The organism is Methylocystis sp. MJC1 (assembly GCF_026427715.1).
GTDB lineage: Bacteria > Pseudomonadota > Alphaproteobacteria > Rhizobiales > Beijerinckiaceae > Methylocystis.
The window spans coordinates 3,033,618-3,058,745 of the sequence record NZ_CP107558.1 but is presented as its reverse complement, the minus strand read 5'-3'; the positions used below and the strand labels follow the sequence as shown (position 1 = coordinate 3,058,745).

The following is a 25,128-nucleotide window of genomic DNA, read 5'->3' as shown; positions in this document are numbered from 1 at the left end:
TTTTTAAAAGCCGCGACGCCGACAGGCTCGCGGCTTTTGCTTATTCCTAAAGGCCTAAGTAGTTTCCCAGTATCGGCCGTGACCAAAAGGCCGAATTTCGCAGGCTATGCTTTCCTGAATATCTTCAGCTCGAGACAAATCCTTGAGGTCGGCTGAATGCGTCCCTCCTGGCGGCGCATAAGGCACAACAGGAAGGCTCGACATGAACGATCTTCTCCATATCCCTGCGCAATACGCCATTCCGGACGCAGGCGCCGCCCATGCGGATGCTAGCGCCCAAAACCCGTCATCCTTTCCGGAGTGGACGCTGGATCAAATTGGCGCGGAGGATGAGGAGATCAAGAACCGCTGCATCGACCTCGTTCAGAAGGTCGAGGAGCTTTGCGCGGTCAAGGCCCACTTCGTCGAGATCTCGAATTGGATCGGCCATATCCTCGCGGCGCGCGAGGAGACCAACGCCGCGCTGGTCGAGCGCGGCATGATGATCGCCCTGACCGAGGGCGCGCTCGCCGACATGAAAGAAGAAAACCGCGCGCTCTATGAGGAGAGGGACGAGGCGCGGACCGAGAACAGCTTGCTATCCTTGGAAGCTCAGCGGCTGCGCGAGGCGACGCAAGCCCATGAAGCGCGGATCGAGACGCTGGAGGCCGATCTGCGCCAGGCGCAGGGCGTCGGCGCGCAGTATCAGGAGGCCTACGAAGCCGAGCGCGCCGAGGTCTATCATCTCAAGGGCGACCTCGACGATCTGCAGGACGCCGTGGCCAAGAACGACAGGCTCATCACCCAGCTGCAGCTCGATCTTTCCGCGGCGCGGGACGAAGCCGCCTTCGCACGCCAGCACGCCGACGTCCTGCAAGCGAATCTCGTCGAAGTTCAGACGCACGCCGGCGCGCTGCAGAACGAGCTGGCGGAGGGGAAGGTCTACGCCGGGGGCCTCGTCGAGCGCATCCGCGAATTGGAGATCGCCCTCGAAACCGAGCGGCGCCAGATCGGCAAGCTCGAGGAGCTGATCGCCTCGACCCATATGGAGCATCAAAGGGCGCAGGCCGCGTCGCGCCTGGAGCTCGAAGAGCATCGCCGCCAGATCGCGGAGCTCGAAGCCAAGCTGGATGAGCAGATCTCCCGCGCACAGGCGGCCGAGCGGCTCCTTGTCGAGGCGCGGTCCGAGCTGCAGGAGAAAAGCGACCAGTGCCGCGTCGGCGAGCGTCTGGTTCAGGACCTGGAGCAGAAGCTCCTGCGTCTTTCCGAGCACTCCGAAGCCGCCGCCGCCGATATGTTGGCGCTCAAGGAAAAGCTGGACGCGCGCGAGCGTGCGCATGCGCGGCTCAGCAGACGCGCCCGCTCGCTGATCCGGGCGATGCGCGACCTTTCCGCCCGGCTTGAAAAATCCGAGCAGAAAGCGGCGCTTTCCGGCGAGCGGCTGAATGCGGAACGCAGCCGATTCGCCGATCAGACGGCGCATCTCGAACAGGCCAACCGCGACCTCGTCGAGCAGCTCGAAAGGGAGCGCGCCTCGGGCAAGGTGACGGCGGGCGCCCTGGAGGCCGCGCGGCAGCAACGTTTGCAGCAATCCCGCGAGGAGGAGCCGTCGCGCGACGATCTGATCCTCGCCGATATTCTGGCGCGGGCGGAAAGAGCCCATCTCGAGGCGGAAGCCGCCGCTCAGGCGCCCATCAAAGCCTGAACATGGGCGGCGACGCTGCGGCTCAAGCCTTCGAGGTCGTAGCCGCCTTCGAGAAGAGACACCACCCGTCCGCCGCATTTCTTGTCGGCAACGTCCATCAGGCGCTTCGTCGTCTCGCTGAAATCCCGCTCGGTAAGGAGAAGCCCGCCGAGCGGGTCCCGCTCATGGGCGTCGAAGCCGGCCGAGATGAGCAGTATGTCCGGGCCAAAGTCTCGCAGCCGCGGCAGGACGCGGTCGACCAGCGCCTCCTCGAAGGCGTGGCCAGAGGAGGCGGCGAACAGCGGCGCATTGACGATGGTGCCGCGCTCGCCGGTTTCGTTGCGCCCGCCTGTGCCGGGATAAAACGGCGCCTGATGAAGCGAACAGTAAAGCACGCTGCCGTCGGCCCAGAAAATATCCTGCGTGCCATTACCGTGGTGCACGTCGAAATCGACGATAGCGACTCGCTCCGCGCCATGCGCCGCCTGGGCGTGGCGCGCCGCGATCGCAATATTGTTCACGAAGCAGAAGCCCATGGGAGTCTGTGCGCCGGCGTGATGGCCGGGCGGGCGCGTGGCGACGAAAGCAGTATCCGCCGCGCCGCTCATCACGGCGTCCACTGCGGCCACGGCGCCGCCCGCGGAATGCCACACCGCCTCGATCGTCTTGGCGCACATCAGCGTGTCGCTGTCCAGCGCCGCATAGCCTTCGCGTGGCTCCGCCTCTTCCAGCGCCGAGAGATAGCTTTGCGGATGCACGCGCAGAACGGCCTCGAGCGGCGCGCGCGGCGCGTTCACGCGCGCAAGCGATTGGAAGCGCTCCGCATCCAGCTCCCGCTCGATGGCGCGCAACCGGTCAGGGCGCTCGGGATGCCCCGGACCCATTTCGTGATCGAGACCGCTCGCATGCGTGACGAGAAGCGTTTTCACAAGATCGCCGCTATCGGGGCGGACGATTCGCGCCCGGATTCCTACGTTTTTGGCCCATGTCTGTGAAAAATGAAAGACGTCAACCCCTCTGGGGGCGTCGCTTGGGGCAATTTCTTCGCATTGCAACGTGGCGCCCTGGCAACACCGGGGGAATATTGGCCCTAGTATGGCGGTGAGGCGGATTGTCTCGGGCAAGTTCGTGCTAAGGCTTTCAACCATTGGCGGCGGAAAGGAGTGTTGGCATGAATTCGAGGCTTTTGGTTGCGACGGCGCTTTCCGCGCTCGCGCTCGCCGGCTGTTACAGCGGGACGCGGCTGCCCGAGCCCAAGCTTTCCGGCCGAGATGCTGAATTCATGGCGCTCGCGCCCAAGGCCGAAATCAGCGCCGAGTTCGATCGCTATCTCGTGGATTACAAGACGAATGAGCCGGTCGGCACCATCATCGTCGATTCCCGGTCGCATTTCCTCTATTACGTCATGCCCGGCGGCAAGGCCGTTCGTTACGGCGTGGCGACAGGGCAGGACGCGATGGGTTGGAGCGGCCGCGCCTATGTCGGCGCGATGCAGGAATGGCCCCGGTGGATTCCGCCCAAGGACATGCTCCAGCGCTGGCCGCATCTGCAGCCGACCGCCGACGCCGGCGGCCTGCCGGGCGGCCCCGATAATCCGCTCGGCTCGCGCGCCCTTTATCTCTATCAGGAAGGCAAGGACACGCTTTACCGCATCCACGGCACCAATGAGCCGGAGAAGATCGGCCAGGGCGTTTCCTCGGGCTGCATCCGCATGCGCGATATCGACGCGATCGACCTGTACGGCCGTGTGAAGGTCGGCACCAAAGTCGTCGTGATCTGATACAGCTTAATTAGCTGGAACCCTTTCTTCCAAAAGCCTCCTCCCGCGCGAGGAGGCTTTTTCGTCCGCATTGCCGTTCGGCCAGTGCGCCCTTCTCCTTCGGCTATGCGCTCCGCCGTTAAATACGCTTGCGTGCGCGAATGATTGCGAGGAACCGGAGCCGTAGGATCGGCGTTAGTCGGCCAAGGGGCCGCATGAGCGTCGATTGAGAGGCAGGGCTGCCCCCAATATTGCGGCGCAAGAAATTTTGGGGGAGGGGCTTATGAGAAAATCACTTCTATTCGGTCTCATATTGCTGATGGTCGCGGCAAGCTTCGCCAGCGCGGGGGCCTTGTTCAAATCCCCCGCGGAGGCGGAAGCGGATTTCTGCTTCGGCTACGCCATCTGCGAGTGATATCCGTTCGATCGGTTCGTCGTCATTCCGGCGCTCGCGAAGCGAGCGATCGGAAATCCAGAGCAAAATCCGCGCTCTTGTGACTCTGCACTCCCGTTCGGGCTGCAGCCCGAACGGGAGTGACAAATCCTAATGCGCTCACGCCGCGCGCCTCGATTTCACGAGCGCGCGCAGGCGGGCGATCTGTTTTCTCAAGATTTCGCTATTCCCGCCGAGGAAGGACGCGGCATAGGCGCGCAGCCTGCCGAGTCCTTCGAGCAGGCGTTCTTTATAGGGCTTCACGAGCGCCGACGCCCAGGCGCGCACGTCGAGGACAATCGAATAGAAACGTGCGAACCATTGCATCTGTAAGAGCTTGTCGCGGCAGATGTCGAACAGGAAGGCCTCGACGCCCAGCGCCAGCATTTTTGCGAGCAGAATGACGGCGACGCCCGTCAGAATATGGCCATGCGCCAGAAGCGCGAGGGCCGCGATCTTGAGCGGCAATATGGCTATGATCGGCCCGACGAAAAGGACGAGCGCCATGGGCGGCGAGAGCCGCGCCACAAGCCCTTCCAGCCAGGCTTCGAGCCGCTCGACGCCGAGCCAGCGCTCGAGCGCGCGCAGTCCATCCCTGAGATGGTCCCACAACCAGCTCTCAATCAGGAAAAGAAGCGCCAGCGCGAACCAAAGGGCCCGCGTCAGGCGCGGCTTCAGCCGGCGTAGAAATTCATTCACTTGTTCCATCGGGCGCTCCACTCCCAGCAACAGTCCCGCAAGAATGTAAGCGCCCGATCCGAAGCGCCAAGGCCTCGCCGGAATGGCTCAGATATGGATCGCCCGCTTGGCGACCGCTAGCGCGGCCTCCTTCATTGCCTCTGACATGGTCGGATGGGCGTGGCAGGTTCGCGCGAGGTCCTCGGAAGAGCCTGAGAATTCCATGAGCACGGCCGCTTCCGCGATCAGCTCGCCGGCGCCGGCGCCGAGAATATGCACGCCCACGACCCGGTCGGTGGCGGCGTCGGCGATGAATTTCACGAAGCCGTCGGTCTCGCGCATGGAGCGGGCGCGGCCATTGGCCGAGAAGGGGAATTTGCCGATGGCGACGTTGAGGCCCTTCGCCTTGGCGTCTTCCTCCGTGACGCCCACCGAGGCGACCTCGGGCATCGTGTAAACGACGCTCGGAATGACGTTGTAATTCACATGGCCGGCCTGGCCCGCGAGGATTTCGGCGACGGCGACGCCCTCATCCTCCGCCTTATGGGCGAGCATCGGCCCGCGCACGACGTCGCCGATGGCGTAGACGCCCGGAATATTGGTGGCGAAATGGTCGTCGATGATGACGCGCCCGCGCTCCAGGGCGACGCCCGCCTCTTCGAGCCCGAGCGCCTGCGTATAAGGGGTGCGGCCCGTCGCCACCAAAACGACGTCCGCCGTGACCTTATCGGAAGTTGCGCCATCGACGGAGGAGTAGGAAACGACGACGCCCTCGCCCTCGCCCTCGCGCGCGACGCCCGTGACCTTGGAGGAGAGCTTGAAGGCGAAGCCCTGCTTTTCGAGGAGCTTCTGAAAGCGGCTGGCTACTTCGAAATCGAAGCCCGGCAGCACGCGGTCGAGATATTCGATTGCCGTCACTTGTGCGCCAAGCCGCCGCCAGACCGAGCCGAGCTCCAGCCCGATGACGCCGGCGCCGATGACGATGAGGCGCTGCGGGACCTTTTCCAGCGACAGCGCGCCGGTGGAGGAGACGACGACCTTTTCGTCGATCTGGATTTCCGCGCCGGAAGCGTCGCGCAAAGGCGCGACCGCAGAGCCCGTCGCGATCACGATATTCTTCGTTTCGATGGTCTGCGACGCGCCATCGGCGCCGGTCACTTCCACTTTGCCAGCGCCGGCAAGTCGGCCGACGCCGCGATAGGCGACGACCTTGTTCTTCTTGAACAAAAAGGCAACGCCGTTGACATTTGCGCCGACTGTTTCGTTCTTGTGCCTCATCATCGCCGCGAGATCGAGCTTCGGCGGATCGACGATCACGCCGAGTGGCGCAAGGCCGTGGCCGGCCTCCTCGAACATATGGGAAGCGTGCAGCAGCGCTTTCGAGGGGATGCAGCCGACGTTGAGGCAGGTTCCGCCATAGGTCGGGTCTTTTTCGACGACGGCCGTTTTCAGGCCAAGTTGCGCGGCCCGGATCGCGCAGACATAGCCGCCCGGCCCGGACCCGATCACGACGAGGTCATAAGTCATGAATGCCGCTCTTCAAGATTGGCGCCGAAAGCTCGGAGCGAATGCGCTCGCACCGTCCCAAAGCGAGTGGAACGCGCTCTAGCCCGCCGCCCAGAGGAAGATGACGACAGCCAGGACGCCGATTGCGGTCTGGCCGATTTCCAGCTTGCCCCAAAGATCGATCACCTTGCGCGCCTCATGCGCGGCCTCGGCGCCGATGAGGCCGAGGATGCGGTTGTTGAGCGGCACGATCGCCCAATAGGTGTAGGGCCATGACGCCAGAATGACGAGCGCGCCGAACAGCCAGCGGATGTCATCGAGCTCCCGATAGGCAATGAAGCCGAACAATGCGGCAATTGCCGCCAATCCCGCGAGCACGATGAAGCCGCGATGGTCGGAGGGCTCCCATTCCTTGATGAGCGCGTCGTCGGTCAAGGCGAGACGCGCCGGCTGCTCGACGTAATTCACGTAAAGAGAGGCTCCGGTAAAGGCGCCCGCCGCGGCGAGCGCGAGTGAGCCAATAATCATCTTCGATCCTCCGGCAATCGACAGTCTGGCTTCGGCAGTTCAAAAGCCAGCGGATCGACTGCCGATTGTCGATCCGCCGAACGCCGTCTCAAGCGGACTCGATTGCCTCCTCGTCGCAGACGACGCGGGCGCTGGCTTCGGCTTCGGCCGCGACGTCGAATTTGAGCGAACGAATCGCCTCCTCTTCGCGCGCCTTGTCGGTGAAGTGATCGAAGAACATCTTCATCGTGCGGTCGATGCCATGCGCATTGATGCGCCTCGTATCGTCGCGATAGAAGCGTCCCGTGTTGGGAGAGATGTTGACGAGATCGAAGGACGGGAAATAGGCGATGTTCGGCCGCGCCCGCACGACCTCGTCCGCCGCCGCCCGCAAAATAGATTTGACGGCCACGTTGGAGACGGCGACGTGCCGGTCTTCGTAGGTCGCGATGATCCCGACCGGCGACACGCTCAGGATGATGCGGACTTTCGGATTGACTTCGCGAATGCGATCCACGGCGGCGAGGAAGTCGCGCACGACTTCGCTGACCGTCATATTGTAGAATTCGTAAACGTTCTCGTCCCATGTCCCGCCGGCGACGCCGGGCGCGAGCTGCAAGATTGCGCCATCCGCCTTGTGGCGCCAAGTTTCGGTGTGGCCGAAGGTGAAGACGAAAACGTCCATCGTCTCCAGCATGTGACGCACGGCGGCGAAATGGCTTTCGCGATCGGCGCGCATCGCCTCCACCGTCTCATAGGCGTCCGGCTCGATGCGCGGGCGGAAGGGGTCGACAAAGCGGCCGTCCTCCGGGCGATTCCAGTAATCGAGCGACGGCGTGAAATGCCCGTAGACGCGCTCGATCAGCTGCCGCAATTGCGCGGTCGTGTAGAGATTGCCGTAGCGGCAGGAATACATCGAGTAATTGCGCCGCAGCGCTTCCTCGGCCGACATCCCCTGCGGCGGCTTTTCGGCGAGATAGTAGGTGTAGCCGCTCGTCTGCAGGCGATGGGCGATTTCCTGCGCGAAGCAGCTTCCCGCGGTCGCCACGCGGTCTTCGCGGGCGATCTTGAAGGGCATGGAAATCACCGGATCGATGGCGAAGGGCGGCAGTCCGGTCACAGCCTTGCGCCAGAAGCGATGGTCGGGTAGGGAGCTATAGGGGTTGTCTGCCAAGGGCAAACTCCTCGTCGATTCGAATCGATCTTCGCAAACGGACCTCGTAGCGCTCGTCTTCGTTGCGCATATGGCGCGCCGTTGCGTGTGAGCGGACCATAGACGCGGCGCCGCCTCTTGTCACCAGCCCAAGGCCGGAAGACTGGACGCGCCCCGGCGAAACTGGTGAATGACCGTATGTTATCCCAAATCGACAAGCAGATTTTCCGCACCTGGCGCCAATATGCGGTCGAGCCGCACATCGCCAAGCTGACGGGCCGCGTTATCCGAACCTCGGGGCCGCGAATCGCCGTTATCGGCAATTGCCAGGCCTTCGGGATCGCCTATGCGATGAAGGTCATGAATCCGAGCGCCGTGGTCGATCACTTCTCCGCGATCGGCCGCGCCAAGGCCACGATGGACCTTCTGGTCAGGACGCTGGACACGTACGATTACATCTTCACGCATGATTTTCTCGCCGGCCATGTGCGCGGCGGCGGAGATTCGGAGGAGCTGCGGAGCCGCCTGCCGAAGACGACGCTGACGCCCGCGATCAGTTTCGCGGCGTTTCATCCCGACCTCATCTATATCGAGGACAAATCGCAGCCGCTGCACGGCTTCATCTTCGGCCCGGTCGGGCCCTATCATTCGGCGCTCGCCCTTTTCGCCTACCGCGCAGGGCTTTCGGTGGAGGAAGCACGGGCGCTGTTCAATGAGAACGTCTTTCAGGCCCTGGGCTATTTCGATGTCTGGAACGACGCTGCGCGGGAGCTCCTCGAGACGTCGAAAGCGCGTTTCGGCGTCGATCTCTCGGAAGACCTCATGAAATGGGCGCGCCGCGGCGTCTTCATGTACAGCATCTTGCATCCCAAGAGCTTCGTGCTCTTCGATATTGCGCGGCGGATGTGGGAGAAAGTCGGCCTGAAGCCGCCGTCGACGGATTTCAACTATTACGAAATCCACGATCTCGCGCGCGCGGAAATCTTCCCGGTCTATCCGGGGATCGCGAAAGTGTTCGGCGCACAGGGCGGCTATCTGTTCAAGCTGCAGAACCATCATCTCGCCAATTCGGTCGGCGATTTTCTCAACCTGCCACAATATCTCGCGGCGTCGTTCAAGACCTATGAAAAGACGGGCCCCGAGCGGCTCTCCAATCCGCGCGTCGACGCGTGGATCGCGGATGAGAACACGAAAAATCTGCTCCTTGGTCTCGCCCGCGAAAACCTCAAAGCTGGGTTGACGCCGACGTTGTGAGCCGCAAGCGGGGACCCGCGAGCCTTCAGGCTCGCTCCCCTTCCTTGAGCGCGCCTGAAGGCGCGCGGTCCTGGCGCGTCAAGCTTCGACTTTCTCGATCTCGCCGGTGAAGGCGCAAATGCGCGGCGCAATGTCGCGGCGGAAGCGCGAGCCGTTGAAGACGCCGTAATGACCGACGCCCAGTTGCAGATGGTGCGCCTTGCGCGCATCGGGGATGCTGGGGCAGAGCGCCTGCGCCGCAAATGTCTGGCCGACGCCTGAAATATCGTCCTTCTCGCCCTCGACGGTCAGCAGCGCGGTGCGGCGGATCGCCGCGAGGTCGACGAGTTCGCCGCGATGGCGCAACAGGCCGAGCGGCACCTCGTGCCGGATGAAGACATGCTCCACCGTCTGCAAATAGAATTCAGCAGTGAGATCCATCACGGCGAGATATTCGTCGTAGAAGTCGCGATGCTTTTCCGCGGAGTCGCCATCGCCCTCGACGAGATGGTTGAACATTTCGACATGCGCCGAGACATGGCGCTCGATGTTCATCGCCATGAAGCCCGAAAGCTGCAGGAAGCCGGGATAGACCTCGCGGCCCATGCCGGCGTGCGGGAAGGGCACGGTATGAATGCAGTGACGACGGAACCAGTCGATCCCGCGCTTTTCCGCGAGCTGGTTCACGGCCGTCGGATTCACGCGCGGATCGATCGGGCCGCCCATCAGGACCATCGAGTCCGGCGCGGCGGGATCATTCGCCGCTTCCATCGCGGCGATGGCGCAGATCAGCGGGACAGACGCTTGGCAGACGCCGAGCGTATGAACCGGCCTGCCGTCCTGCGCCAGATGGCGCAGCATGTCTTCGAGATAGTCGATGTAATCGTCTAGATCGAAACTGCCGTCGATCAGCGGCACGGTGCGCGCGTCGGCCCAGTCGGTGATGTAGACGTCGTGGGTCGGCAGAAAGGCTTCGACGGTGCCGCGCAGCAGCGTGGCGTAATGGCCCGACATGGGCGCCACGATCAGCAGCTTTGACTGGCTCGGCTCCTCGCCCTCGAAGGCCCGCTTGAAATGCAGCAGGCTGCAGAAGGGCTTCATCCAGACATGCTCTTCGACGATCGAGACCTCGACGCCATCGATGGTCGTCGTATCGAGTCCGAAGAGGGGCTTGCCGTAGCGGCGCGTCATACGCTCGAAGAGTTCGGCGGAAGCGGCGATGCTGCGCCCGAAGGACGTATGCGAAAATGGGTTTAAAGGGCTCTTGATCGTATGGAGCAGGGCGTCGGTCGCCGCGCGCGCAGGCGCGAAGGCCAGATGCAGCATCTCATAAACCTGGTACGACATACGGTCCATAATCACGCGTCTCCTGGCGCTTCTACGCCTCCGTTATGTTGCGCTGCACAATCTCCCTTAACATATTCGAATTCTGGGAAAATGAAAGGGCGAGCTCTACCTGGTCGTCCGGGGGAAAGGATCTCGCGATTGTCCTTGAAAAACAGACTATCTAGCGCCCGCGAGGGCGCCGACGACTATTATAAGCCAAAGCACGGCAAGCGCCGCCTTGTAAATCGTCAGGCCGCGAAAAATATCGTCGGCTGTCGCCTCGCGCCGTCCTGTCCCCAGGGTGGCGCCGGAGATTTCAAGTTCGTGATAGCTGCGCGGACCGCCGAGCGAAAGTCCCAAGGCGCCGGCCATCGCCGCTTCCGGCCAGCCGGCATTGGGCGAAGCGTGCTTGGAAGCGTCGCGCAAGGCTGTCTCATAGGCGCCTTGCGCCGACGCGCCGGTCGCCCATGCGGCTGCGACGATTAGCCCCGCCGCCATGCGGGCGGGGATCAGGTTGAAAACATCGTCGCAGCGCGCCGCCGCCCAGCCAAAAGCGAGATAGCGTGGCGACCTGTGGCCGATCATGCTGTCGGCGGTGTTGACCGCCTTGTAGAGCAGCGCGCCTGGCAGGCCAAAGAGCGCGAGAAACAGCGCGGGCGCCACGACGCCGTCGGAGAAATTCTCGGCGAGACTTTCGATGGCCGCGCGGGCGACGCCGGCCTCGTCGAGCAAAGAGACATCGCGGCCGACAATTTTGCCGACCTCTTGGCGGCCGTCGTCGAGCGAGCGTGAGAGCCCGCGCGCGACATCCGCCACATGGGCGTAAAGGCTCCTTTGCGCGAGGAGGCTCGATGAGAGGACAGCAAGCGCGATCCAGCCGTAAGGCAGCGAGAGGGCGACGCTGTCGATGAGAGAGCCCGCGACGAGCGCCGTCGCGGCGAGCGCGACGAGCGCGGCAATGCCTTTGGCGCGGCGCAGGGCGAAAGAGTCGCCTTCGAGATTGAGGCGCTTGTCGAGCGCCGAGATAAGCGCGCCGGCCCATGTGACAGGATGGCCCACGCGCCGGAACAGCGGGTCGGGATAGCCGGCGCTTGCTTCGATGGCGAGCGCGAGGAGGGCCGTTGCGGTGGTCATGCGGTCGTCAGAGACAGCCCGCGACGACGACCCTGTCATTCCCGACGCGCGCGAAGCGGGCGATCGGGAATCCAGAGCCGAAGGCGCGCGCGGTTGCTCTGGATTCCCGGTCAGGCCTTCGGCCTGCCGGGAATGCCAGCGCCATCATTGCGAGCGAAGCGAAGCAATCCAGGGCCGCATCACGGTCGCTGGATTGCTTCGTCGCTTTCGCTCCCCGCAATGACGGACGCGCCACGTCCGTTACCGCCCGAACAGCGCGGTGATGGACGCCTTGGCCAGCGCATTGCCGTTGATGGTGAAGCCGGCGACCGCCGTGCGGCCATGCGCCGCGTCGCCGAGCTTGTCGAGCTTGAGCGCATAGACGGTGAAGATGTAGCGATGCGGCTTGCCGGGCGGCGGGCAGGGGCCGCCATAAGCCTTCTCGCCGAAGTCGGTTTCGAGCTGATGCGCGCCGGGCGGCAGCTTCTTGCCGGAAACGTCGCCGGCGCCCAGCTCGAGGCCGCGCACGTCCGGCGGAATATCGACAACGAGCCAGTGCCAGAAGCCGGCGCCGCCCGTCGGCGCGTCGGGGTCGTGGACGAGCACGGCGAAGCTCTTCGTGCCGGCCGGCGGATCGGTCCAGTTGAGCGCGGGCGAGAGATTGCCCCCCGTGCAGCCGAAGGAGTTGTAGACATGCTTCATGTCGATGGTCTTGCCCTCGGCGATGTCCGGGCTTTTCAGCTCGAAGGCCTGCGCGCCGCCGGCGTCCGCCGCCGCAAGCGCCGCAAAGGCGAAGAAGGACGAAAGGCTGCGTCTCATGGCCCAAGCTCCCTGTCGAATGAAACCGGCGCCCCTTTTAGCGGATCGTTCGGCCGGTGTCGCGTTGCGCCGCTAATTGCTAAAGATGAGCGCATGACAGACGCGCCAAAAGATCGCCCGCTGCGCCGGGGCTGGACCACCGGCGCCTGCGCCACGGCGGCTGCGCGCGCGGCATTTCAAGCGCTTGTGACGGGAGCGCCGCCGCCGGACCCTGTCGAGATCGCTTTGCCCTCCGGCAAACGCGTCGCTTTCGCGCTCGCGGAGTTTACGCGCGGCGATGATTTTGCGCGCGCCGGCGTCGTGAAGGACGCCGGCGACGACCCCGACGTCACCCATGGCGCGTTGATCCGCGCCATGGTGCGCCGCGCGGCGCCGGGCGCGGGGGTGTCTTTCAAAGAAGGGGAGGGCGTGGGCGTCATCACGCGTCCCGGCCTGCCGCTGCCGCCGGGCGAACCCGCGATCAATCCCGTGCCACGTCGGATGATGCGCCAGACGATCGAGGAAGCGGCTTTGTTGCTCGGCGTTGGCGCCGACGCCGAGATCGAAATCTCGATTCCCGGCGGCGCGGAAATGGCGAAACACACGCTCAACGGGCGCCTAGGCATTATCGGCGGCCTGTCCATTCTCGGCACGACGGGCATCGTCACGCCTTTCTCATGCGCGGCCTGGATCGACAGCATTCATCGCGGCGTCGACGTCGCGCGCGCGAGCGGGCTTACGCATATTGCGGGAACGACGGGTTCGACGTCGGAAGCCGCGGTGAAGAAGCTCTATGATCTTCCCGATGCAGCGCTCATCGAAATGGGCGATTTCGTCGGCGGTTTCTTGAAATATCTGCGCGCGCATCCGGTCGCCCGCGTAACGATCGGCGGCGGATTTGCGAAGATGACCAAGCTCGCGCAGGGCCGGCTGGATTTGCATTCCGGCAGGTCGAGCGTGGATTTCGCACGGCTCGCGCAGCGCGCGCGCGAGGTCGGCGCGACCGACGAGATTGCGCGCAAGATCGAAGAAGCGAACAGCGCACTGGAGGTGTTGCAGATCGCGCAGCATGCGCATGTCGATCTCGCGGCGGCAATCGCCAGGCTCGCCTACGCGACGGCGGCGCAGACGCTGGGCAATAGCGAGACGGAGGTCGAAGTCATCGTCTTCGATCGCGAGGGCGGCCCATTGGCGCGCACCGGATTCAGAAGAGTCGAGAATGTGTAATAGCGACTTCCGGCCGGCTTGCTGTCATTCCCGACGCTCGCAAAGCGAGCGATCGGGAATCCAGAGCCGAGCCAGCGCTCTCATGGCTCTGGATTCCGGTCGGGCTTTCAGCCCGCCAAGAATGACGGATGGCATGACCGCAAGGGCCCGTCATTGCGAGGAGCGGGAGGCGACGAAGCAATCCAGAGCCTCCGCGCGGCTGCTGGATTGCTTCGCTTCGCTCGCAATGACGGGTGGCCGCGATGAGTGAAAACCCGCATCTCACCTTCGTCCTCGGCGGCGCGCGTTCGGGCAAGAGCGCCTATGCGGAGAGCCTCGTAATGGCGCATCCCGGGCCGTGGACCTATATTGCGACGGCTGAGGCCCTTGACGATGAAATGCGCGCGCGCATCGCGGCGCATCAAGCGCGCCGCGGCGGCGAATGGCGCACGGTCGAGGCGCCGCAGCATTTGCCCGAGGCCATCAGCGCCGCGTCCGCGGATTTGCCGCTCTTGATCGATTGCCTCGCGATCTGGCTCTCCAACAGAATGTTTGTAGAAGCCGATCTCGTCGCGGATCGCGCCGCCTTGGTTGCCGCTTTGTCGTTGCGCGAGGCGCCGACGGTCGTGGTGTCACCGGAGGTCGGACTGTCGATCGTGCCTGAAAACGCGCTCGCCCGCGCCTTCCGCGACGCCGCTGGCCTGCTGCATCAGGAGGTCGCGAGGATCGCCACGCATGTGGCGCTGATCGTGGCTGGCTATCCGGTGAAGGTGAAGTGAAATCCCCCTCCCTGTCCCTCCCCCGCTAAAGCGGGAGAGGGGACGCTCAAGATCAGCATTCTCGTTGAAGGCCACGATCTGCTCCCTCTCCCGCTTTAGCGGGGGAGGGTTGGGGAGGGGGCACGGAAGTTGGGGAGGGGGTCAAACGCCCGCCGCTTTCAGCCCCTTGTCCAGATCGGCGAGAATATCGTTGATATGCTCGAGACCGATCGAGAGCCGCACATAGCCGGGCGTCACGCCGCTCGCGAGCTGCGCTTCTTCGCCGAGCTGCGAATGCGTAGTCGTTGCGGGATGGATCGCGAGGCTGCGCGCGTCGCCGATGTTGGCGACGTGATAGAACATCTCCAGCGCGTCGATGAAACGCCGCCCTGCGTCCGCGCCGCCCTTGAGCTCGAAGCCGATGAGCGCGCCATAGCCGCCCTTGAGATATTTATCGGCGCGGGCGCGCGTTTCGCCGCTCTGATGCGAGGGGTAGATGACTTTCGTGACTTCGCCGCGCTGGCCGAGAAAATCGGCGACCTTTTGCGCATTGCTCACATGGCGCTCCATGCGCAGCGTGAGGGTCTCGATTCCCTGCAGTGTAAGAAACGCGTTGAAGGGCGAGGGCGCGGAGCCGAGATCGCGCAGCAGCGTCGTGCGCGCCTTGATGATATAGGCGATGGGGCCGAGTGGCTTCACCGCCTCGACCCACACAGCGCCGTGATAGCTCGGATCAGGCGTGTTGAGCGCCGGCTGGCGCGCCGGGAACTTCTCCCAATCGAAATTGCCGCCGTCGATGATGGCGCCGCCGATCGACGTGCCGTGCCCGCCGAGATATTTCGTCGTGGAATAGACGACGATCGCCGCGCCGTGATCGAAGGGGCGTGCGAGAAGCGGCGCCGCCGTATTGTCCATGATGAGCGGGATGCCATATTCGCGACCGATCGCCGCCACTTCCGCGATCGGAAACACTTCGAGCTTCGGATTGGGGAGCGTCTCGGCGTAATAGGCGCGGGTGCGCTCGTCCGTCGCGCGGCGGAAATTCTCGGGGTCGGTCGGATCGACGAAGCGCACCTCGATCCCCTGGTCCTTCAGGGTATTGGCGAAGAGATTCCAGGTGCCGCCGTAAAGACCGGTGGAGGAGACCACATTGTCGCCGACACGCGCGATGTTCTGGATCGCGAAGGCCGAGGCCGCCTGTCCGGAGGAAAGCGCCAGCGCGGCGACGCCGCCTTCGAGCGCGGCGAGGCGCGCTTCCAGAACGTCGGTCGTCGGATTGCCGATGCGCGTATAGATCGGCCCGAGCTCCTTCAACGCGAAAAGATTGGCGGCGTGCTCGGCGTCGCGGAACTGGTAGGACGTCGTCTGATAAATCGGGACGGCGACGGCGCCGGTAGACTTATCCGCGCGCCAGCCTGCATGAAGCGCAAGGGTTTCAGGATGTTTTGATTCGATGGCCATGGCAATTTCCTCCTGCAAAGCTCAATTAAACGAAAAATGCAGCGCAAGGCGATCTTTTCTTGCCGGCTTTAGCCGCTCTCCCATCTAGGCTCTTGGGGCTTGCCCGGTCCGCCTCGGGGGGCGGCGGCAGGAGTGGACGCCATGAAGAAGTTTGTCGTGATCTCCGCCCTTCTCGCGGCGGGCGCCTTCGCGCCGGCGCTCGCGCAGGATCAGGGAGATCCCAATCCGCCCGTCATCCCCGGGCCGCAGAAAAAACCCGCGATGAACGAGGGCGCGGCGAAGCCCGCCGTCGTCTCGCAGCAAACCGGCGACACGGCGAGTCCCGCTGCGGCCGGCGGCTCGTCGGGAGCGGGCGACACTTCCGGCCCCGCCGCAGGCACGAATGTTCAGCCGCCGACTGTGGTGCAGAAGGAAAATCCTGAGGCGCAGAAATACGCTTCGCCTGCCGGCGTCGCGGGCCCCAGCGGAACGGCGGCGGGTTCGCCCGGCATCGAAGCCAAGCGCGGCACGCAGGCCGGACGGGAGTGGCTGCCGCCGGAGGAAATCCAGCGCAAGCGCCCCTCTATGTAAGGCGCGCCGCGCAGGCGATGGCGAAGGCGTATTCCAGCGCCGTATCCTCCAGCGCCTCGAAACGGCCTGACGCGCCGGCGTGGCCCGCGCCCATATGCGTATGGAGCAGCACGGGCCCGCCGCCTGTCATTGTGGCGCGCAGTTTCGCGACCCACTTCAATGGCTCCCAATAGGTCACGCGCGGATCGGTCAGTCCCGCGATGGAGAGGATCGGCGGATAATTCTGCGCGCGAATATTGTCATAGGGGGAATAAGAGGCGATCCGGTCATAGACCTCAGGGTCGGCGATCGGATTGCCCCATTCGAGCCATTCCGGCGGCGTCAGCGGCAGGTCGTCGCGCAGCATTGTGTTGAGCACGTCCACGAAGGGCACGCCTGCGATAACGCCCGCGAAAAGCTGCGGCGCCTCATTGACGATCGCGCCCATCAGCATGCCGGCCGCCGAGGCACCTTGCGCGACGATGGCGCCCTCGCGCGTATAGCCGCAAGCGATGAGATGACGGGCGCAGGCGATGAAGTCGGAGAAAGTGTTCGTCTTTTTATCGAGCTTGCCGTTCTCGTACCAGCCCCAGCCTTTGTCGGTTCCGCCGCGCGTATGCGCGAGGGCATAGACGAAGCCGCGATCGACGAGCGAGAGCGCATCCTCGTCGAAATCCGCCGCGAGCGAATGGCCATAGGCGCCGTAGCCGTAAAGCAGCAGCGGCGCGCCGTTTCCGCCGGGCGTGAAATCCGCGCGATGCAGCAACGTGACCGGGATGCTTTCGCCATCCTGCGCCGGCGCAAAGATGCGGCGCGTCACGTAATTCTTCGGATCGTGCCTGGAAGGAATTTCCTGCCGCTTGCGAAGGACGCGCGTGCGCGCGCCCATGTCGTAGTCGTAGGTTTCTTCCGGCGTGGTCATCGAGGCGTAGACGAAACGCAATTGCGCCGTATCGAACTCGAGCCCGGCGTCGAGCTCCAGCGCATAGGCTTCTTCCTCGAAGGCGATGGCGTGCTCTTCATTGGTTTCGAGATCGCGCACCACAATGCGCGGCAATGAATTCTCGCGCAGCATCCACACCAGATAGCGCTTGAAGACCGTAAAGGTGACGATCATGGCGCCGGCGCGGTGCGGAGCCACATCGCGCCAATTGGCGCGCTGCGGCGCGTCGAGCGGCGCGACGGAAATGCGGAAATCGTCGCAGCCGTTGGCATTGTTGTGGATATAGAGAAGATCGCCGTGCGGCTCGATGTCGTAGCGTAACTTCGGCTCGCGCTTCGCGACGAGTCGCGGGCGCGCCTCGGCGTCGCGCAGATCGATAAGCCAGCATTCGGAAGCGTCATGGCCTCGGATCGTGACGATGGCGAAGCGTCGGCAGCGGCTTTCGTCCAGCCCCACGAACCACGCGCCGTCCTTCTCTTCGACAATGAGACGGTCAGCCTTCGGATCGGCGCCAACGACATGGCGGAAGACTTGCGCTGTGCGATGGTTTTCATCGATGCGCACATAATAGAACGCCGTCGAGTCGGCGCTCCAAACGACAGCGCCGTCCGTGTCGTTGACGACGTCGTCGCGATCCTTGCCGTCGCAGAGCGCGCGCGTGCGGATGGCGTAAAGCTCGGAGCCCTTGTCGTCGACGCTCCAGGCGAGCTGCGCATGGTCGGGCGATTGGGCGGTGTCGCCGATGTCGAAGAAGTCGTGACCCTCCGCCAGCGCCTCGCCGTCGAGCAGCACGGTCTCCGGCCCGCCGTCGCGCGGCGTGCGGCAATAGAGCGGATGCTCCGCGCCGTCGCGGAAACGGCCGTAATAGGCGTAGGGGCCGTCCTTGTCGGGAACGTCCGCGTCATCCTCCTTGATGCGGCCGCGCATTTCCTTCACCAGCGTCTTGCGCAGCTCCTTCAGCGGCGCGACGACCTTGGCGCAATAAGCATTCTCGGCTTTCACCAGCGCGGCGATGTCTTTTGGCAGAGTCTTCGGATCGCGCAGCACATCCCGCCAATTCTCGGCGGCGAACCAGCCGTAGGGATCGTCCAAAACCCGGTCATGAGTGGCTTTTCGACAGGGGCGTCGTTCGGCGATTGGCGGCGTCGAGGTCAGATCGAATTGTGCTGAGTCTCTTTTCTTGATCTCGATCATGTTTCCTCGGCAGTCTTCAAGGCGTCCTGGCGCTGCCGAGACATTTTCTCAGAAATGTCATAATCTTCGCCCGGCCACGCTCGCGTAAGCGTGTGGTCGAGGGAGTCACGAAGCCGCGCGGGCTTCAATAACAACAAAAGAGACGTCATGTACAAGAGCATCAAGATTCTTTCCGCCGCCGGCGCCTGCGCCGCGCTGCTCGCCGTTTCGGCCCATGCCGAGACCGTTTGGAAGCCGCCGGCGGAGATCGCCCAGAAGGCTAGTGAAACTGTCGCCGCGCCGGCCGCTCCGGCCGCCGCCGCCCCGGCTGCGCCCGCTCCGGCCGCCGCGCCCGTGTCCAAGGCCGAGAAGGAAAAGAGCTGCGCCGATCAGGCCGTCGCCAAGGGCCTCAAGGGCAAGGCGAAGCGCCAATTCAAGGCCGAATGTGCCAAGTCCTAAAAAATAGGCCGGCCGCGAGGGGCTCGCGGCCGGCGTCTTGAATGCTTGCGTGGCGCGTCGCTCAGCGCGCTTTCTCATCGCTCGCATGGAATCATGCGAGCGATGAGAAAGCGCGCAAATTCAAAAAGCTGGAGCGCATTCTTATCACAAAAGTCTATCAACTTTTGTGGAATGCGCTCAGTAGACGCGCTCGATGCAGAAATCGACCACTTCGAGCAGTGCGTCCTTCCACGGCGAGGCCGGGAAGATCTCCATGGCGTCGCGTGCGATCGCGCCGTAATGGGCGGCCCGCTCGATCGTGTCGTCGAGCGCCTTGTGCTTTTTCATGAGGCCGCAGGCGGTCTCGACGTCACCGTCGTTGATCTCGCCCTTTTCCAGCGTGCGCCGCCAGAACTCGCGTTCTTTCTCGCTGCCGCGGCGGAAGGCGAGCACGACCGGCAAGGTGATCTTGCCCTCGCGGAAGTCGTCGCCGACATTTTTGCCGAGCTTGGCGGAGGAGCCGCCGTAATCCAGCGCGTCGTCGATGAGCTGGAAGGCGATGCCGAGATTCATGCCATAGCTGCGCGCCGCGGCTTCGTCCGCCTTGGGCTTGCCGGAAAGCATCACGCCCACCTCGGCCGCGGCGGCGAAGAGCTCCGCCGTTTTGCGGCGGATGACGCCCATATAGGCGTCCTCGGTCGTCGTCGTGTCCTTGGCGGCGTTGAGCTGCAGGATTTCGCCCTCGGCGATGACGGCGGCGGCCTGGGAGACGATGGTGAGCGGCGGGATCATGCCGGGCTCGACCATCATTTTGAAGGCGTGGCCCAGCAGGAAGTCGCCGACGAGCACGCAGGTCTGGTTGCCCCAGAGCATGCGCGCGGCGATCTTGCCCCGGCGCATGTCCGATTCGTCGACCACGTCGTCGTGCAGCAGCGTCGCCGTGTGCATGAACTCGATGCCGGCGGCGAATTTCAGATGCCCGTCGCCCTTGTAGCCGCACATATTGGCCGTTGCGAGCACCAGCATCGGCCGCAGGCGCTTGCCGCCAGCCGAAATCAGATGGTTCGCGACCTCCGGGATCGTCGTGACATCGGACCCCATGCGCTGGATGATGAGTTGATTGGTGCGCTCGAGGTCCGGGCGGATCAGTTCGAGAAGGCTCTCAAGGCCCGCGCTTTTCTTCTCTTCGAGCGGAATAACGATACCCACGGACCCCCCTGCGGACGAAACGACCTAGCTTGGGGGGAATTTACGTCCTTGTGTCCTTACCGGCAAGTCGAGGGCGCGGCCGCCTGTTTGCGGCTTAACGTTTTGGCGCCGCAGGCTTAGTCGAGCGGCTCCCCGATCTCCGCGGCCAGCGCCCGGGCCAGCCGCTCGCTTTGCTCCGCGAGGCGCGACGCTATTCCAGAGAGGCGACGGCCCGAGTCATTTTCCTCTCCGGCGCAGAAATCCTCGATGGCCCATTCCAGCCCGCGGCAGCATATGGCTAATTGGTTGAGCCGGGCGCCGAGCTCTGGGTGGGCGACGAGACCCTGATTCTTAACGTTGCCGTAGAGGCGGATGGTCATGGGAAAGCCGTGACTTTCGTGAGATTGGCTGCAGGGGATGCGTCGTTCTGCCACGGGGGCGCGAGCGTAATCTTAATCGAATGGCTAAAATTCTATTCAAGGCGTGAACCTGCGACTGCTCAAAGACGTAAGCCACTGGATTTCATGAGGATGCCCTGGCTGTGGCCGGAAGGTTAAATATGCTTCACTCAACCGACATCATGCTTGTGGGCGAAGGACGCGCGTGGAACTGTCCCGGCGATGAGCATTGAGGCGGCGGACGGATTTCTCGACGGCAGGCTGCGGCTGAAGCAGGGGCGCGGCCATCGCGCCGGCCATGACGCGGTGCTGCTCGCTTCCCTGACGCCTCCGAATCAGGCTGGGCTCATTCTAGACATTGGCGCGGGGGCGGGGGCTGTGGGGTTGATGGCCGCCACGCTTGCGCCCGGCGCGACGGTCGGCCTCGTGGAGATCGATCCCGAGAGCTGCGCGTTGGCGCAGGAGAATGTCGCTCTGAACGCGCTTTCGACGCGCGTTCGCATCCACTGCTGCGACGCCACCTTGGCCAAATCCCGCCGCGCCGCGGGGCTCGTAGATGAGACGGCGACGCTCGTGCTCACCAACCCGCCCTTCTATGAAGCCGGCCGCGTGCGCGTGACGCCCGACCCGGACAAGGCCCGCGCCCATGTCGCCGCCGTCCCGCTTTCCGAATGGGTGCGCGGCTGTCTCGCCTTGCTCGCGCCGGGCGGCGTCTTCGCCATGATCCACCGCGCCGACGCTTTATACGAATGCCTCGCGGCGGCGGCCGGGCGGATCGGGGGCGTGACAGTGCAGCCGGTTTACTCCCGCCCCGGCGCGCCCGCGACGCGGATTTTGGTGACGGGGGTGAAGGGCTCGCGGGCGCCGATGAGCGTGTTGGAAGGGCTGATCGTGTGAGCTCAGACGCCCTGAAGCCCTTATGGCGCGCGATGGGAGCAGGCGATCTCGAAGGGGTCTGCCGCATCGCCGGCGACGTCCATTCAGAATTGCCGGAGCGACGGGAGGTCTTCGAAGAAAAATTCCGGCTGTTTCCCGCCGGCTGTTTTGCTTTGGAGCTTGGCGGATCGCTCGTCGGCTACGGCATTTCCCACCCCTGGAGGCTGTTTGAAATCCCCCCGTTAGACGCTTTTCTCGAGAGGCTACTTTCGTCGCCCGACTGTCTCTATCTGCACGATATCGCGGTGACGCCCGCAGCACGCGGGCGCCGAGTAGCCTCGCAACTGATTGATCGGCTCGGCGTCCTCGCCGGTCGAGAGGGAGTCGGTTTCATTGCGTTGGCGTCTGTCTATGAAACGAGCGGATTCTGGCGCGAGATGGGATTTGCAGCAGCTTCCAGCGAGAGGCTCGCCGAGAAGCTGCAGAGCTACGGCCCAAGCGCCTGTTATATGGTGAAGTCACTCCCGACGCTCGCGGAGCGAGCGATCGGGAATCCAGAGCAAAACCAGCGCTCTTGCGGCTCTGGATCCCCGGTCGGGCTTTCAGCCCGCCGGGAATGACACTCTCTGAAAGAATTCCTTCTCTTACTGCACGATGCTCGCGCGGATAATCAGCTTCGCCCCTTCACATTCGACATAGCCGAGCAGCCCGCTACTCTGCGCGCCGGCGCCGGTCGGCGCATGTCCGGTCCAGACGCAGTTCTTCTTGCCGTCCGTGCGGTCGCTGATCTTGATGGTGTAGACGCCGCCCTCGACCGAGCCGTCGACTTTGTAGGTCAGCGGCGCGCCATTGCCCATTTGCATCGAGGCGTCGCCGCTCAGCTTGTCGCCGTCCTTCTTGACGTTCCAGGAACCCTGAGCGCCCTGGACGCCGGCGACATTCTCTTCGGTGACGAGCCATGTCGTCCCGGCTGCCGACGCGGGCCCGCTGATCGCCAGGGCGGCAGCAGCCGCCGTGAAAGCCAATTTGTTCATGATGTCCTCCCTCTTCCTTTTTTGTTGGCGCATTTGAGGACCGTTCTAGCGGCGAGGCAAGCAGGGGCGCTGCGCTGGGAAGACTGGGAGGCGGAGCTATCGTCTCCCGCTGATCGAAATACGCGCGCCCTCCCGCCGCACCATGTCGTAGAGCATCGCCGCATGCCCTGGGGAGAGGCGCACGCAGCCGTGCGAGACGGGGCGGCCCAGCGAGCGGGTCTCATAAGTGCCATGGATGGCGTAGCCGCCCGAAAAGAAGATCGAATGCGGCATGGGGGCGTTTTCATATTTGCTGGAGTAATGGATGGGCTCCAGCGATTTCGCGGCAAAGCTTCCGCGCGGCGTCCGATAGCCCCGGCGCGCCGTCGAGACCCGCCAGATGTAACTCCCCGACGATGAAGCGACATACATCCGCTGGGTCGACAGATTGATGTGCACGCGCACGACGGCCTGCGCCGTCCCGCCAGCGACGAGGGCCAGGGGCAGCGCGAGGAGCAAAGGCCAGTAGCGCATAGGAGAACTCCGGGCGCCTGGGCGGGCGAGAGGCTGCCCGCCGCTTGGGCGTCTGATTAAATATGCGCCGCCAAGCCGCGCCGTCCAATCCTGCCGCACGAATTAGGCTGGCGGGGCGCCCGGTTGATGCGCAGGTTCCGCTTCCCGCGCCAGATAGCGCTCCAAGGCCGCGGGCCGGCGCCGGCGCGCCTGCGCCAGGATGGGATCGCTGTAATAGGCCCGTGGGCCGCCGTTCGCGCCGAAGCCGTCGAACCCATAGCGCGCGGCGCGGGACCTGGGCTTGGTCGCGGCGAAGAGGCGCGACTCGACCTGGGAAATCGTGATGTTGTCCACCACATAGGCGCCCTTGCGGTCGACATGGGCGATCTCGTCGCGCACCAGCCGGTTGAGGATGGCGACGAGATTTTCCTGCACATTTTGCGCAAGGAGCTGCAGCGCGGGGTCCTTGGGGTCGATCGCGCTCATATCGCCGCGCATGGGCTTGGCGACGCGCAAGAGGGCCTTCATGGCGCGGATTTCAGTGGGTTCCTCCTCGTCGTCGGTCAAATCCATGGGCGTCATGAACTGACGCCGCTCGCGCGGCTCGAAGCCGCGTTTGAAGATTTCCGACAGGAATTTCATGATGAAGAGAAAGGCGTCCTGCGCCATGGCGACGCAAATCGCCATGGTCGAATCGGGGGTGAAGCTCCAGAAGGCCTCGCGGGCGAGCTCGAACTTGTTGCGCTCGGTGGAATGCGCCCGAAGGTAGGCGTCGCTTTTCTTCAACAGCTCCCGCACATCGTCTTCCGGGAGGCCCACCGCCTTGCCGGCCATGACGCAGGCGTCGACGAGGCCCTTCGCCTCGTTGAAGCCATTGGCGGCGGCGGTCCTGTCGGCGGCCGGGGCCGCCCGAATTTTGGCCACGACGGCTGTCAGCTCGTCCCGCAGCCCCGTCTCCAGCCCGCATTTTTTGTCGAAGGCGGCGCGGGCGGCGATGGCTTCCTCGCGCGCCGAGAGGAGGTCGCGCGCCGCGCCCTGCGGCTCGCAGGCAAAATCGTGGGCGACCGCCGTGGGAGAAGCGTTGGACTGGCGCGCGGCGGCGAGGATCGGCTCGCAGAGCGGCTTGGCCTCATGGACGCGCGCCCATGTCGGCTCGACGCGAAGCTGGTCGCGCAGCGCCGTGAGATCGCGCAGCGTGGCGTCGAGATCGAGGCTGGCTTCCGCCTTGGGCATGGGCCGCCTGGCGGCGTCGCCGGCAAGCTCGGCCTTCTGCTTGAACGAGATCGACTGGGCGGCCAGCGCGTCGCGTTTCTTCAGGGCGCTAGCCCGCTCGGCGGTCGGCCCGGCGAGGGTCTGGCGGATGGCTGCAATGCGGCGATTGGCTTCCTCGGCCTTGAGCCGATGGGTCCGGCAGTTCACCCCGCAGGCCGCGCCGCGATTGTCGAGGCCGTGCTCCGCGTCGACCGCGAGCTGCTCCTCCTGTCGCGCGGTGAGGCTGAGAGCGGCGATCTCTTCCTGCTTGGCTTTGATGGTGGCGTCGAGATTCTCGACGCTTTTCTCGAGCGCCGCGATCTCGGCGCGGCCTTCGTCATATTGGCGGCGTGCCGCGTTGGCGCTTTCGAGCTCCGCGGCCGCCTGTTGCGCCGCCTTCGCCAGCACGGCCTGCTGGGCCTCCTGGCTCTTGCGAATCGTGTCGCGCAGGGCCGGGCCGGCGGTCCGCGCCGTGTCGATCAGCGCGTCGAGAGCGTCGAGGTAGGTCTTGAAGGCGGGGTCGGCGACGATCTTGGCCGAGGCGGCTTCATAGGCGGCGTTGATCTGCTTCGTCGCCGGCAGGACGACGTCGGCGGCCAGCTCCATGGGCTGCAGCTCGGCGACGATCTTGCGCGAGGAGAGCTTGAAGATGTTGTTGTAATAATAAGTGAAAGAGAAAAAGGCCGAGATCGAGAAGACGAACAGAAACACGGCCGCCGTCACGCCCGTCTTCACCACCATGCGCTCGCGGGCCATGCGACGGCGCGCGATCAGCGCCGCGAGATCGGCGCCGAGCGACCAGGAGGTCGAGGCGAGCATCACCAGCACCGCCGTGGTCGCGACGAAAGTGCCGGCGATCCCGACCACGTCGCCCTGCTCCTTTTGCATGATGTCGATCATGCCGGAGGAGGTCGTGTAGAAAACCCAGGCCAGGACGGGCAGGGTCACGGCCATGCCGATGCGGCCGAGGTCGATGTCCCCCGCCCAGAAGCGCTTGAGCGGCGTGAAAAGCGCGGCAAGGCGGCGCGGGGCCGCACTCACGGCGGGACGGGCGGGCGGGCTCGCGGCAGTCATTGAATAGCGCTCCTCCAAACAGCCCCGCATCATGGGCTCGGGCGAATAGCATTCCAGCTAGCGTGGTCCCCATACCTCCGCTTCACGGGGAGGGCGGCGGCCGCAGGCCGCCGGGGAG

The 25,128-nt window shown here is 64.4% G+C and carries 25 protein-coding genes; 10 read left to right on the top strand and 15 right to left on the bottom strand.

Annotated features, from left to right (window positions below):
- The first annotated feature begins 202 nt into the window (after positions 1–202).
- Positions 203–1,684: a hypothetical protein gene (locus tag OGR47_RS14775; protein WP_165053134.1), complete on the top strand. Its 1,482-nt coding sequence runs from the start codon at positions 203–205 to the stop codon at positions 1,682–1,684.
- Here the strand turns inward: OGR47_RS14775 and OGR47_RS14770 are convergent.
- Positions 1,663–2,592 (bottom strand): histone deacetylase family protein, encoded by a 930-nt coding sequence (locus tag OGR47_RS14770; protein ID WP_165053131.1) that lies wholly within the window; start codon positions 2,590–2,592, stop codon positions 1,663–1,665. The two genes, OGR47_RS14775 and OGR47_RS14770, sit on opposite strands and share 22 nt — an antisense overlap.
- Positions 2,593–2,834: 242 nt before the next feature.
- On the opposite strand from OGR47_RS14770, the gene OGR47_RS14765 reads away from it, so the two are divergent.
- Positions 2,835–3,443 (top strand): L,D-transpeptidase, encoded by a 609-nt coding sequence (locus OGR47_RS14765; protein ID WP_165053126.1) that lies wholly within the window; start codon positions 2,835–2,837, stop codon positions 3,441–3,443.
- A gap of 262 nt (positions 3,444–3,705) precedes the next feature.
- Complete coding sequence (locus OGR47_RS14760) at positions 3,706–3,837, top strand: hypothetical protein (protein WP_256367639.1); 132 nt, start codon at positions 3,706–3,708, stop codon at positions 3,835–3,837.
- Positions 3,838–3,975: 138 nt separating this feature from the next.
- On the opposite strand, the gene OGR47_RS14755 is transcribed toward OGR47_RS14760, so the two are convergent.
- The 4 genes from OGR47_RS14755 to OGR47_RS14740 all read right to left on the bottom strand — a co-directional run bounded on the left by OGR47_RS14755 (position 3,976) and on the right by OGR47_RS14740 (position 7,720).
- On the bottom strand, positions 3,976–4,563 hold the full coding sequence (locus tag OGR47_RS14755; protein WP_165053123.1) for a hypothetical protein: 588 nt from the start codon (positions 4,561–4,563) through the stop codon (positions 3,976–3,978).
- Between the two features lie 78 nt (positions 4,564–4,641).
- Positions 4,642–6,060: a dihydrolipoyl dehydrogenase gene (gene lpdA, locus OGR47_RS14750; protein ID WP_165053119.1), complete on the bottom strand. Its 1,419-nt coding sequence runs from the start codon at positions 6,058–6,060 to the stop codon at positions 4,642–4,644.
- 78 nt (positions 6,061–6,138) lie between these two features.
- Positions 6,139–6,567 carry an anthrone oxygenase family protein gene (locus tag OGR47_RS14745; RefSeq protein WP_165053116.1) on the bottom strand — a complete coding sequence of 143 codons (429 nt, stop codon included), beginning with the start codon at positions 6,565–6,567 and terminating at the stop codon, positions 6,139–6,141.
- Positions 6,568–6,655: 88 nt separating this feature from the next.
- Positions 6,656–7,720 carry a GSCFA domain-containing protein gene (locus OGR47_RS14740; protein ID WP_165053114.1) on the bottom strand — a complete coding sequence of 355 codons (1,065 nt, stop codon included), beginning with the start codon at positions 7,718–7,720 and terminating at the stop codon, positions 6,656–6,658.
- A 177-nt stretch (positions 7,721–7,897) separates the two neighbouring features.
- On the opposite strand from OGR47_RS14740, the gene OGR47_RS14735 reads away from it, so the two are divergent.
- A complete protein-coding gene (locus OGR47_RS14735) occupies positions 7,898–8,953 on the top strand; it encodes a WcbI family polysaccharide biosynthesis putative acetyltransferase (RefSeq protein ID WP_165053112.1) in 1,056 nt (351 codons plus the stop codon).
- A gap of 78 nt (positions 8,954–9,031) precedes the next feature.
- On the opposite strand, the gene OGR47_RS14730 is transcribed toward OGR47_RS14735, so the two are convergent.
- The 3 genes from OGR47_RS14730 to OGR47_RS14720 all read right to left on the bottom strand — a co-directional run bounded on the left by OGR47_RS14730 (position 9,032) and on the right by OGR47_RS14720 (position 12,190).
- Complete coding sequence (locus OGR47_RS14730) at positions 9,032–10,288, bottom strand: polyhydroxyalkanoate depolymerase (RefSeq protein ID WP_165053110.1); 1,257 nt, start codon at positions 10,286–10,288, stop codon at positions 9,032–9,034.
- A gap of 147 nt (positions 10,289–10,435) precedes the next feature.
- Positions 10,436–11,392, bottom strand: coding sequence for an adenosylcobinamide-phosphate synthase CbiB (gene cbiB / locus OGR47_RS14725; protein WP_165053108.1), 957 nt, complete (start codon positions 11,390–11,392; stop codon positions 10,436–10,438).
- Between the two features lie 240 nt (positions 11,393–11,632).
- On the bottom strand, positions 11,633–12,190 hold the full coding sequence (locus tag OGR47_RS14720) for a YbhB/YbcL family Raf kinase inhibitor-like protein (protein WP_165053106.1): 558 nt from the start codon (positions 12,188–12,190) through the stop codon (positions 11,633–11,635).
- A gap of 93 nt (positions 12,191–12,283) precedes the next feature.
- Here OGR47_RS14720 and OGR47_RS14715 point away from each other — a divergent pair, with 93 nt between their 5' ends.
- Entirely contained in the window at positions 12,284–13,396 is a 1,113-nt protein-coding gene (locus tag OGR47_RS14715) for a cobalt-precorrin-5B (C(1))-methyltransferase (protein ID WP_165053104.1), read from the top strand.
- Between the two features lie 242 nt (positions 13,397–13,638).
- A complete protein-coding gene (gene cobU / locus OGR47_RS14710) occupies positions 13,639–14,154 on the top strand; it encodes a bifunctional adenosylcobinamide kinase/adenosylcobinamide-phosphate guanylyltransferase (RefSeq protein ID WP_165053102.1) in 516 nt (171 codons plus the stop codon).
- A gap of 141 nt (positions 14,155–14,295) precedes the next feature.
- On the opposite strand, the gene OGR47_RS14705 is transcribed toward cobU, so the two are convergent.
- Positions 14,296–15,594, bottom strand: a complete 1,299-nt coding sequence (locus OGR47_RS14705) for an O-acetylhomoserine aminocarboxypropyltransferase/cysteine synthase family protein (RefSeq protein ID WP_165053098.1) — start codon at positions 15,592–15,594, stop codon at positions 14,296–14,298.
- Between the two features lie 141 nt (positions 15,595–15,735).
- Here OGR47_RS14705 and OGR47_RS14700 point away from each other — a divergent pair, with 141 nt between their 5' ends.
- The gene (locus tag OGR47_RS14700) at positions 15,736–16,164 is read left to right on the top strand and encodes a hypothetical protein (RefSeq protein ID WP_165053095.1); all 429 of its coding nucleotides are present in this window, start codon (positions 15,736–15,738) and stop codon (positions 16,162–16,164) included.
- On the opposite strand, the gene OGR47_RS14695 is transcribed toward OGR47_RS14700, so the two are convergent.
- Entirely contained in the window at positions 16,157–18,280 is a 2,124-nt protein-coding gene (locus OGR47_RS14695) for a S9 family peptidase (protein ID WP_165053092.1), read from the bottom strand. The two genes, OGR47_RS14700 and OGR47_RS14695, sit on opposite strands and share 8 nt — an antisense overlap.
- A gap of 147 nt (positions 18,281–18,427) precedes the next feature.
- On the opposite strand from OGR47_RS14695, the gene OGR47_RS14690 reads away from it, so the two are divergent.
- On the top strand, positions 18,428–18,718 hold the full coding sequence (locus tag OGR47_RS14690; protein WP_206527456.1) for a hypothetical protein: 291 nt from the start codon (positions 18,428–18,430) through the stop codon (positions 18,716–18,718).
- A 177-nt stretch (positions 18,719–18,895) separates the two neighbouring features.
- Here OGR47_RS14690 and OGR47_RS14685 read toward each other — a convergent pair whose 3' ends face one another.
- Together OGR47_RS14685 and OGR47_RS14680 are read right to left on the bottom strand one after the other, a co-directional pair.
- The gene (locus tag OGR47_RS14685; protein ID WP_165053089.1) at positions 18,896–19,906 is read right to left on the bottom strand and encodes a polyprenyl synthetase family protein; all 1,011 of its coding nucleotides are present in this window, start codon (positions 19,904–19,906) and stop codon (positions 18,896–18,898) included.
- A 116-nt stretch (positions 19,907–20,022) separates the two neighbouring features.
- Positions 20,023–20,265: a hypothetical protein gene (locus OGR47_RS14680; RefSeq protein WP_165053086.1), complete on the bottom strand. Its 243-nt coding sequence runs from the start codon at positions 20,263–20,265 to the stop codon at positions 20,023–20,025.
- Positions 20,266–20,505: 240 nt separating this feature from the next.
- On the opposite strand from OGR47_RS14680, the gene OGR47_RS14675 reads away from it, so the two are divergent.
- Together OGR47_RS14675 and OGR47_RS14670 are read left to right on the top strand one after the other, a co-directional pair.
- Complete coding sequence (locus OGR47_RS14675) at positions 20,506–21,180, top strand: tRNA1(Val) (adenine(37)-N6)-methyltransferase (protein WP_165053083.1); 675 nt, start codon at positions 20,506–20,508, stop codon at positions 21,178–21,180.
- Entirely contained in the window at positions 21,177–21,779 is a 603-nt protein-coding gene (locus OGR47_RS14670; protein ID WP_165053080.1) for a GNAT family N-acetyltransferase, read from the top strand. Before OGR47_RS14675 ends, OGR47_RS14670 begins: the two co-directional genes overlap by 4 nt.
- Before the next feature lie 24 nt (positions 21,780–21,803).
- On the opposite strand, the gene OGR47_RS14665 is transcribed toward OGR47_RS14670, so the two are convergent.
- From OGR47_RS14665 to OGR47_RS14655, 3 genes are all read right to left on the bottom strand, one after another.
- Complete coding sequence (locus OGR47_RS14665) at positions 21,804–22,193, bottom strand: hypothetical protein (RefSeq protein WP_165053077.1); 390 nt, start codon at positions 22,191–22,193, stop codon at positions 21,804–21,806.
- 96 nt (positions 22,194–22,289) lie between these two features.
- Positions 22,290–22,706: a L,D-transpeptidase gene (locus OGR47_RS14660; protein ID WP_165053074.1), complete on the bottom strand. Its 417-nt coding sequence runs from the start codon at positions 22,704–22,706 to the stop codon at positions 22,290–22,292.
- A 102-nt stretch (positions 22,707–22,808) separates the two neighbouring features.
- Positions 22,809–25,010, bottom strand: coding sequence for a hypothetical protein (locus tag OGR47_RS14655; RefSeq protein ID WP_165053071.1), 2,202 nt, complete (start codon positions 25,008–25,010; stop codon positions 22,809–22,811).
- Positions 25,011–25,128 lie beyond the last annotated feature (118 nt).

Bases quoted from the DNA above. Each gene is read 5' to 3' on its own strand.
- OGR47_RS14775 (WP_165053134.1), top strand. From the start codon at position 203: ATGAACGATCTTCTCCATATCCCTGCGCAATACGCCATTCCGGACGCA.
- OGR47_RS14765 (WP_165053126.1), top strand. From the start codon at position 2,835: ATGAATTCGAGGCTTTTGGTTGCGACGGCGCTTTCCGCGCTCGCGCTC.
- OGR47_RS14760 (WP_256367639.1), top strand. From the start codon at position 3,706: ATGAGAAAATCACTTCTATTCGGTCTCATATTGCTGATGGTCGCGGCA.
- OGR47_RS14755 (WP_165053123.1), bottom strand. From the start codon at position 4,563: ATGGAACAAGTGAATGAATTTCTACGCCGGCTGAAGCCGCGCCTGACG.
- lpdA (WP_165053119.1), bottom strand. From the start codon at position 6,060: ATGACTTATGACCTCGTCGTGATCGGGTCCGGGCCGGGCGGCTATGTC.
- OGR47_RS14745 (WP_165053116.1), bottom strand. From the start codon at position 6,567: ATGATTATTGGCTCACTCGCGCTCGCCGCGGCGGGCGCCTTTACCGGA.
- OGR47_RS14735 (WP_165053112.1), top strand. From the start codon at position 7,898: ATGTTATCCCAAATCGACAAGCAGATTTTCCGCACCTGGCGCCAATAT.
- OGR47_RS14730 (WP_165053110.1), bottom strand. From the start codon at position 10,288: ATGGACCGTATGTCGTACCAGGTTTATGAGATGCTGCATCTGGCCTTC.
- cbiB (WP_165053108.1), bottom strand. From the start codon at position 11,392: ATGACCACCGCAACGGCCCTCCTCGCGCTCGCCATCGAAGCAAGCGCC.
- OGR47_RS14720 (WP_165053106.1), bottom strand. From the start codon at position 12,190: ATGAGACGCAGCCTTTCGTCCTTCTTCGCCTTTGCGGCGCTTGCGGCG.
- OGR47_RS14715 (WP_165053104.1), top strand. From the start codon at position 12,284: ATGACAGACGCGCCAAAAGATCGCCCGCTGCGCCGGGGCTGGACCACC.
- cobU (WP_165053102.1), top strand. From the start codon at position 13,639: ATGAGTGAAAACCCGCATCTCACCTTCGTCCTCGGCGGCGCGCGTTCG.
- OGR47_RS14705 (WP_165053098.1), bottom strand. From the start codon at position 15,594: ATGGCCATCGAATCAAAACATCCTGAAACCCTTGCGCTTCATGCAGGC.
- OGR47_RS14700 (WP_165053095.1), top strand. From the start codon at position 15,736: ATGAAGAAGTTTGTCGTGATCTCCGCCCTTCTCGCGGCGGGCGCCTTC.
- OGR47_RS14695 (WP_165053092.1), bottom strand. From the start codon at position 18,280: ATGATCGAGATCAAGAAAAGAGACTCAGCACAATTCGATCTGACCTCG.
- OGR47_RS14690 (WP_206527456.1), top strand. From the start codon at position 18,428: ATGTACAAGAGCATCAAGATTCTTTCCGCCGCCGGCGCCTGCGCCGCG.
- OGR47_RS14680 (WP_165053086.1), bottom strand. From the start codon at position 20,265: ATGACCATCCGCCTCTACGGCAACGTTAAGAATCAGGGTCTCGTCGCC.
- OGR47_RS14675 (WP_165053083.1), top strand. From the start codon at position 20,506: ATGAGCATTGAGGCGGCGGACGGATTTCTCGACGGCAGGCTGCGGCTG.
- OGR47_RS14665 (WP_165053077.1), bottom strand. From the start codon at position 22,193: ATGAACAAATTGGCTTTCACGGCGGCTGCTGCCGCCCTGGCGATCAGC.
- OGR47_RS14660 (WP_165053074.1), bottom strand. From the start codon at position 22,706: ATGCGCTACTGGCCTTTGCTCCTCGCGCTGCCCCTGGCCCTCGTCGCT.
- OGR47_RS14655 (WP_165053071.1), bottom strand. From the start codon at position 25,010: ATGACTGCCGCGAGCCCGCCCGCCCGTCCCGCCGTGAGTGCGGCCCCG.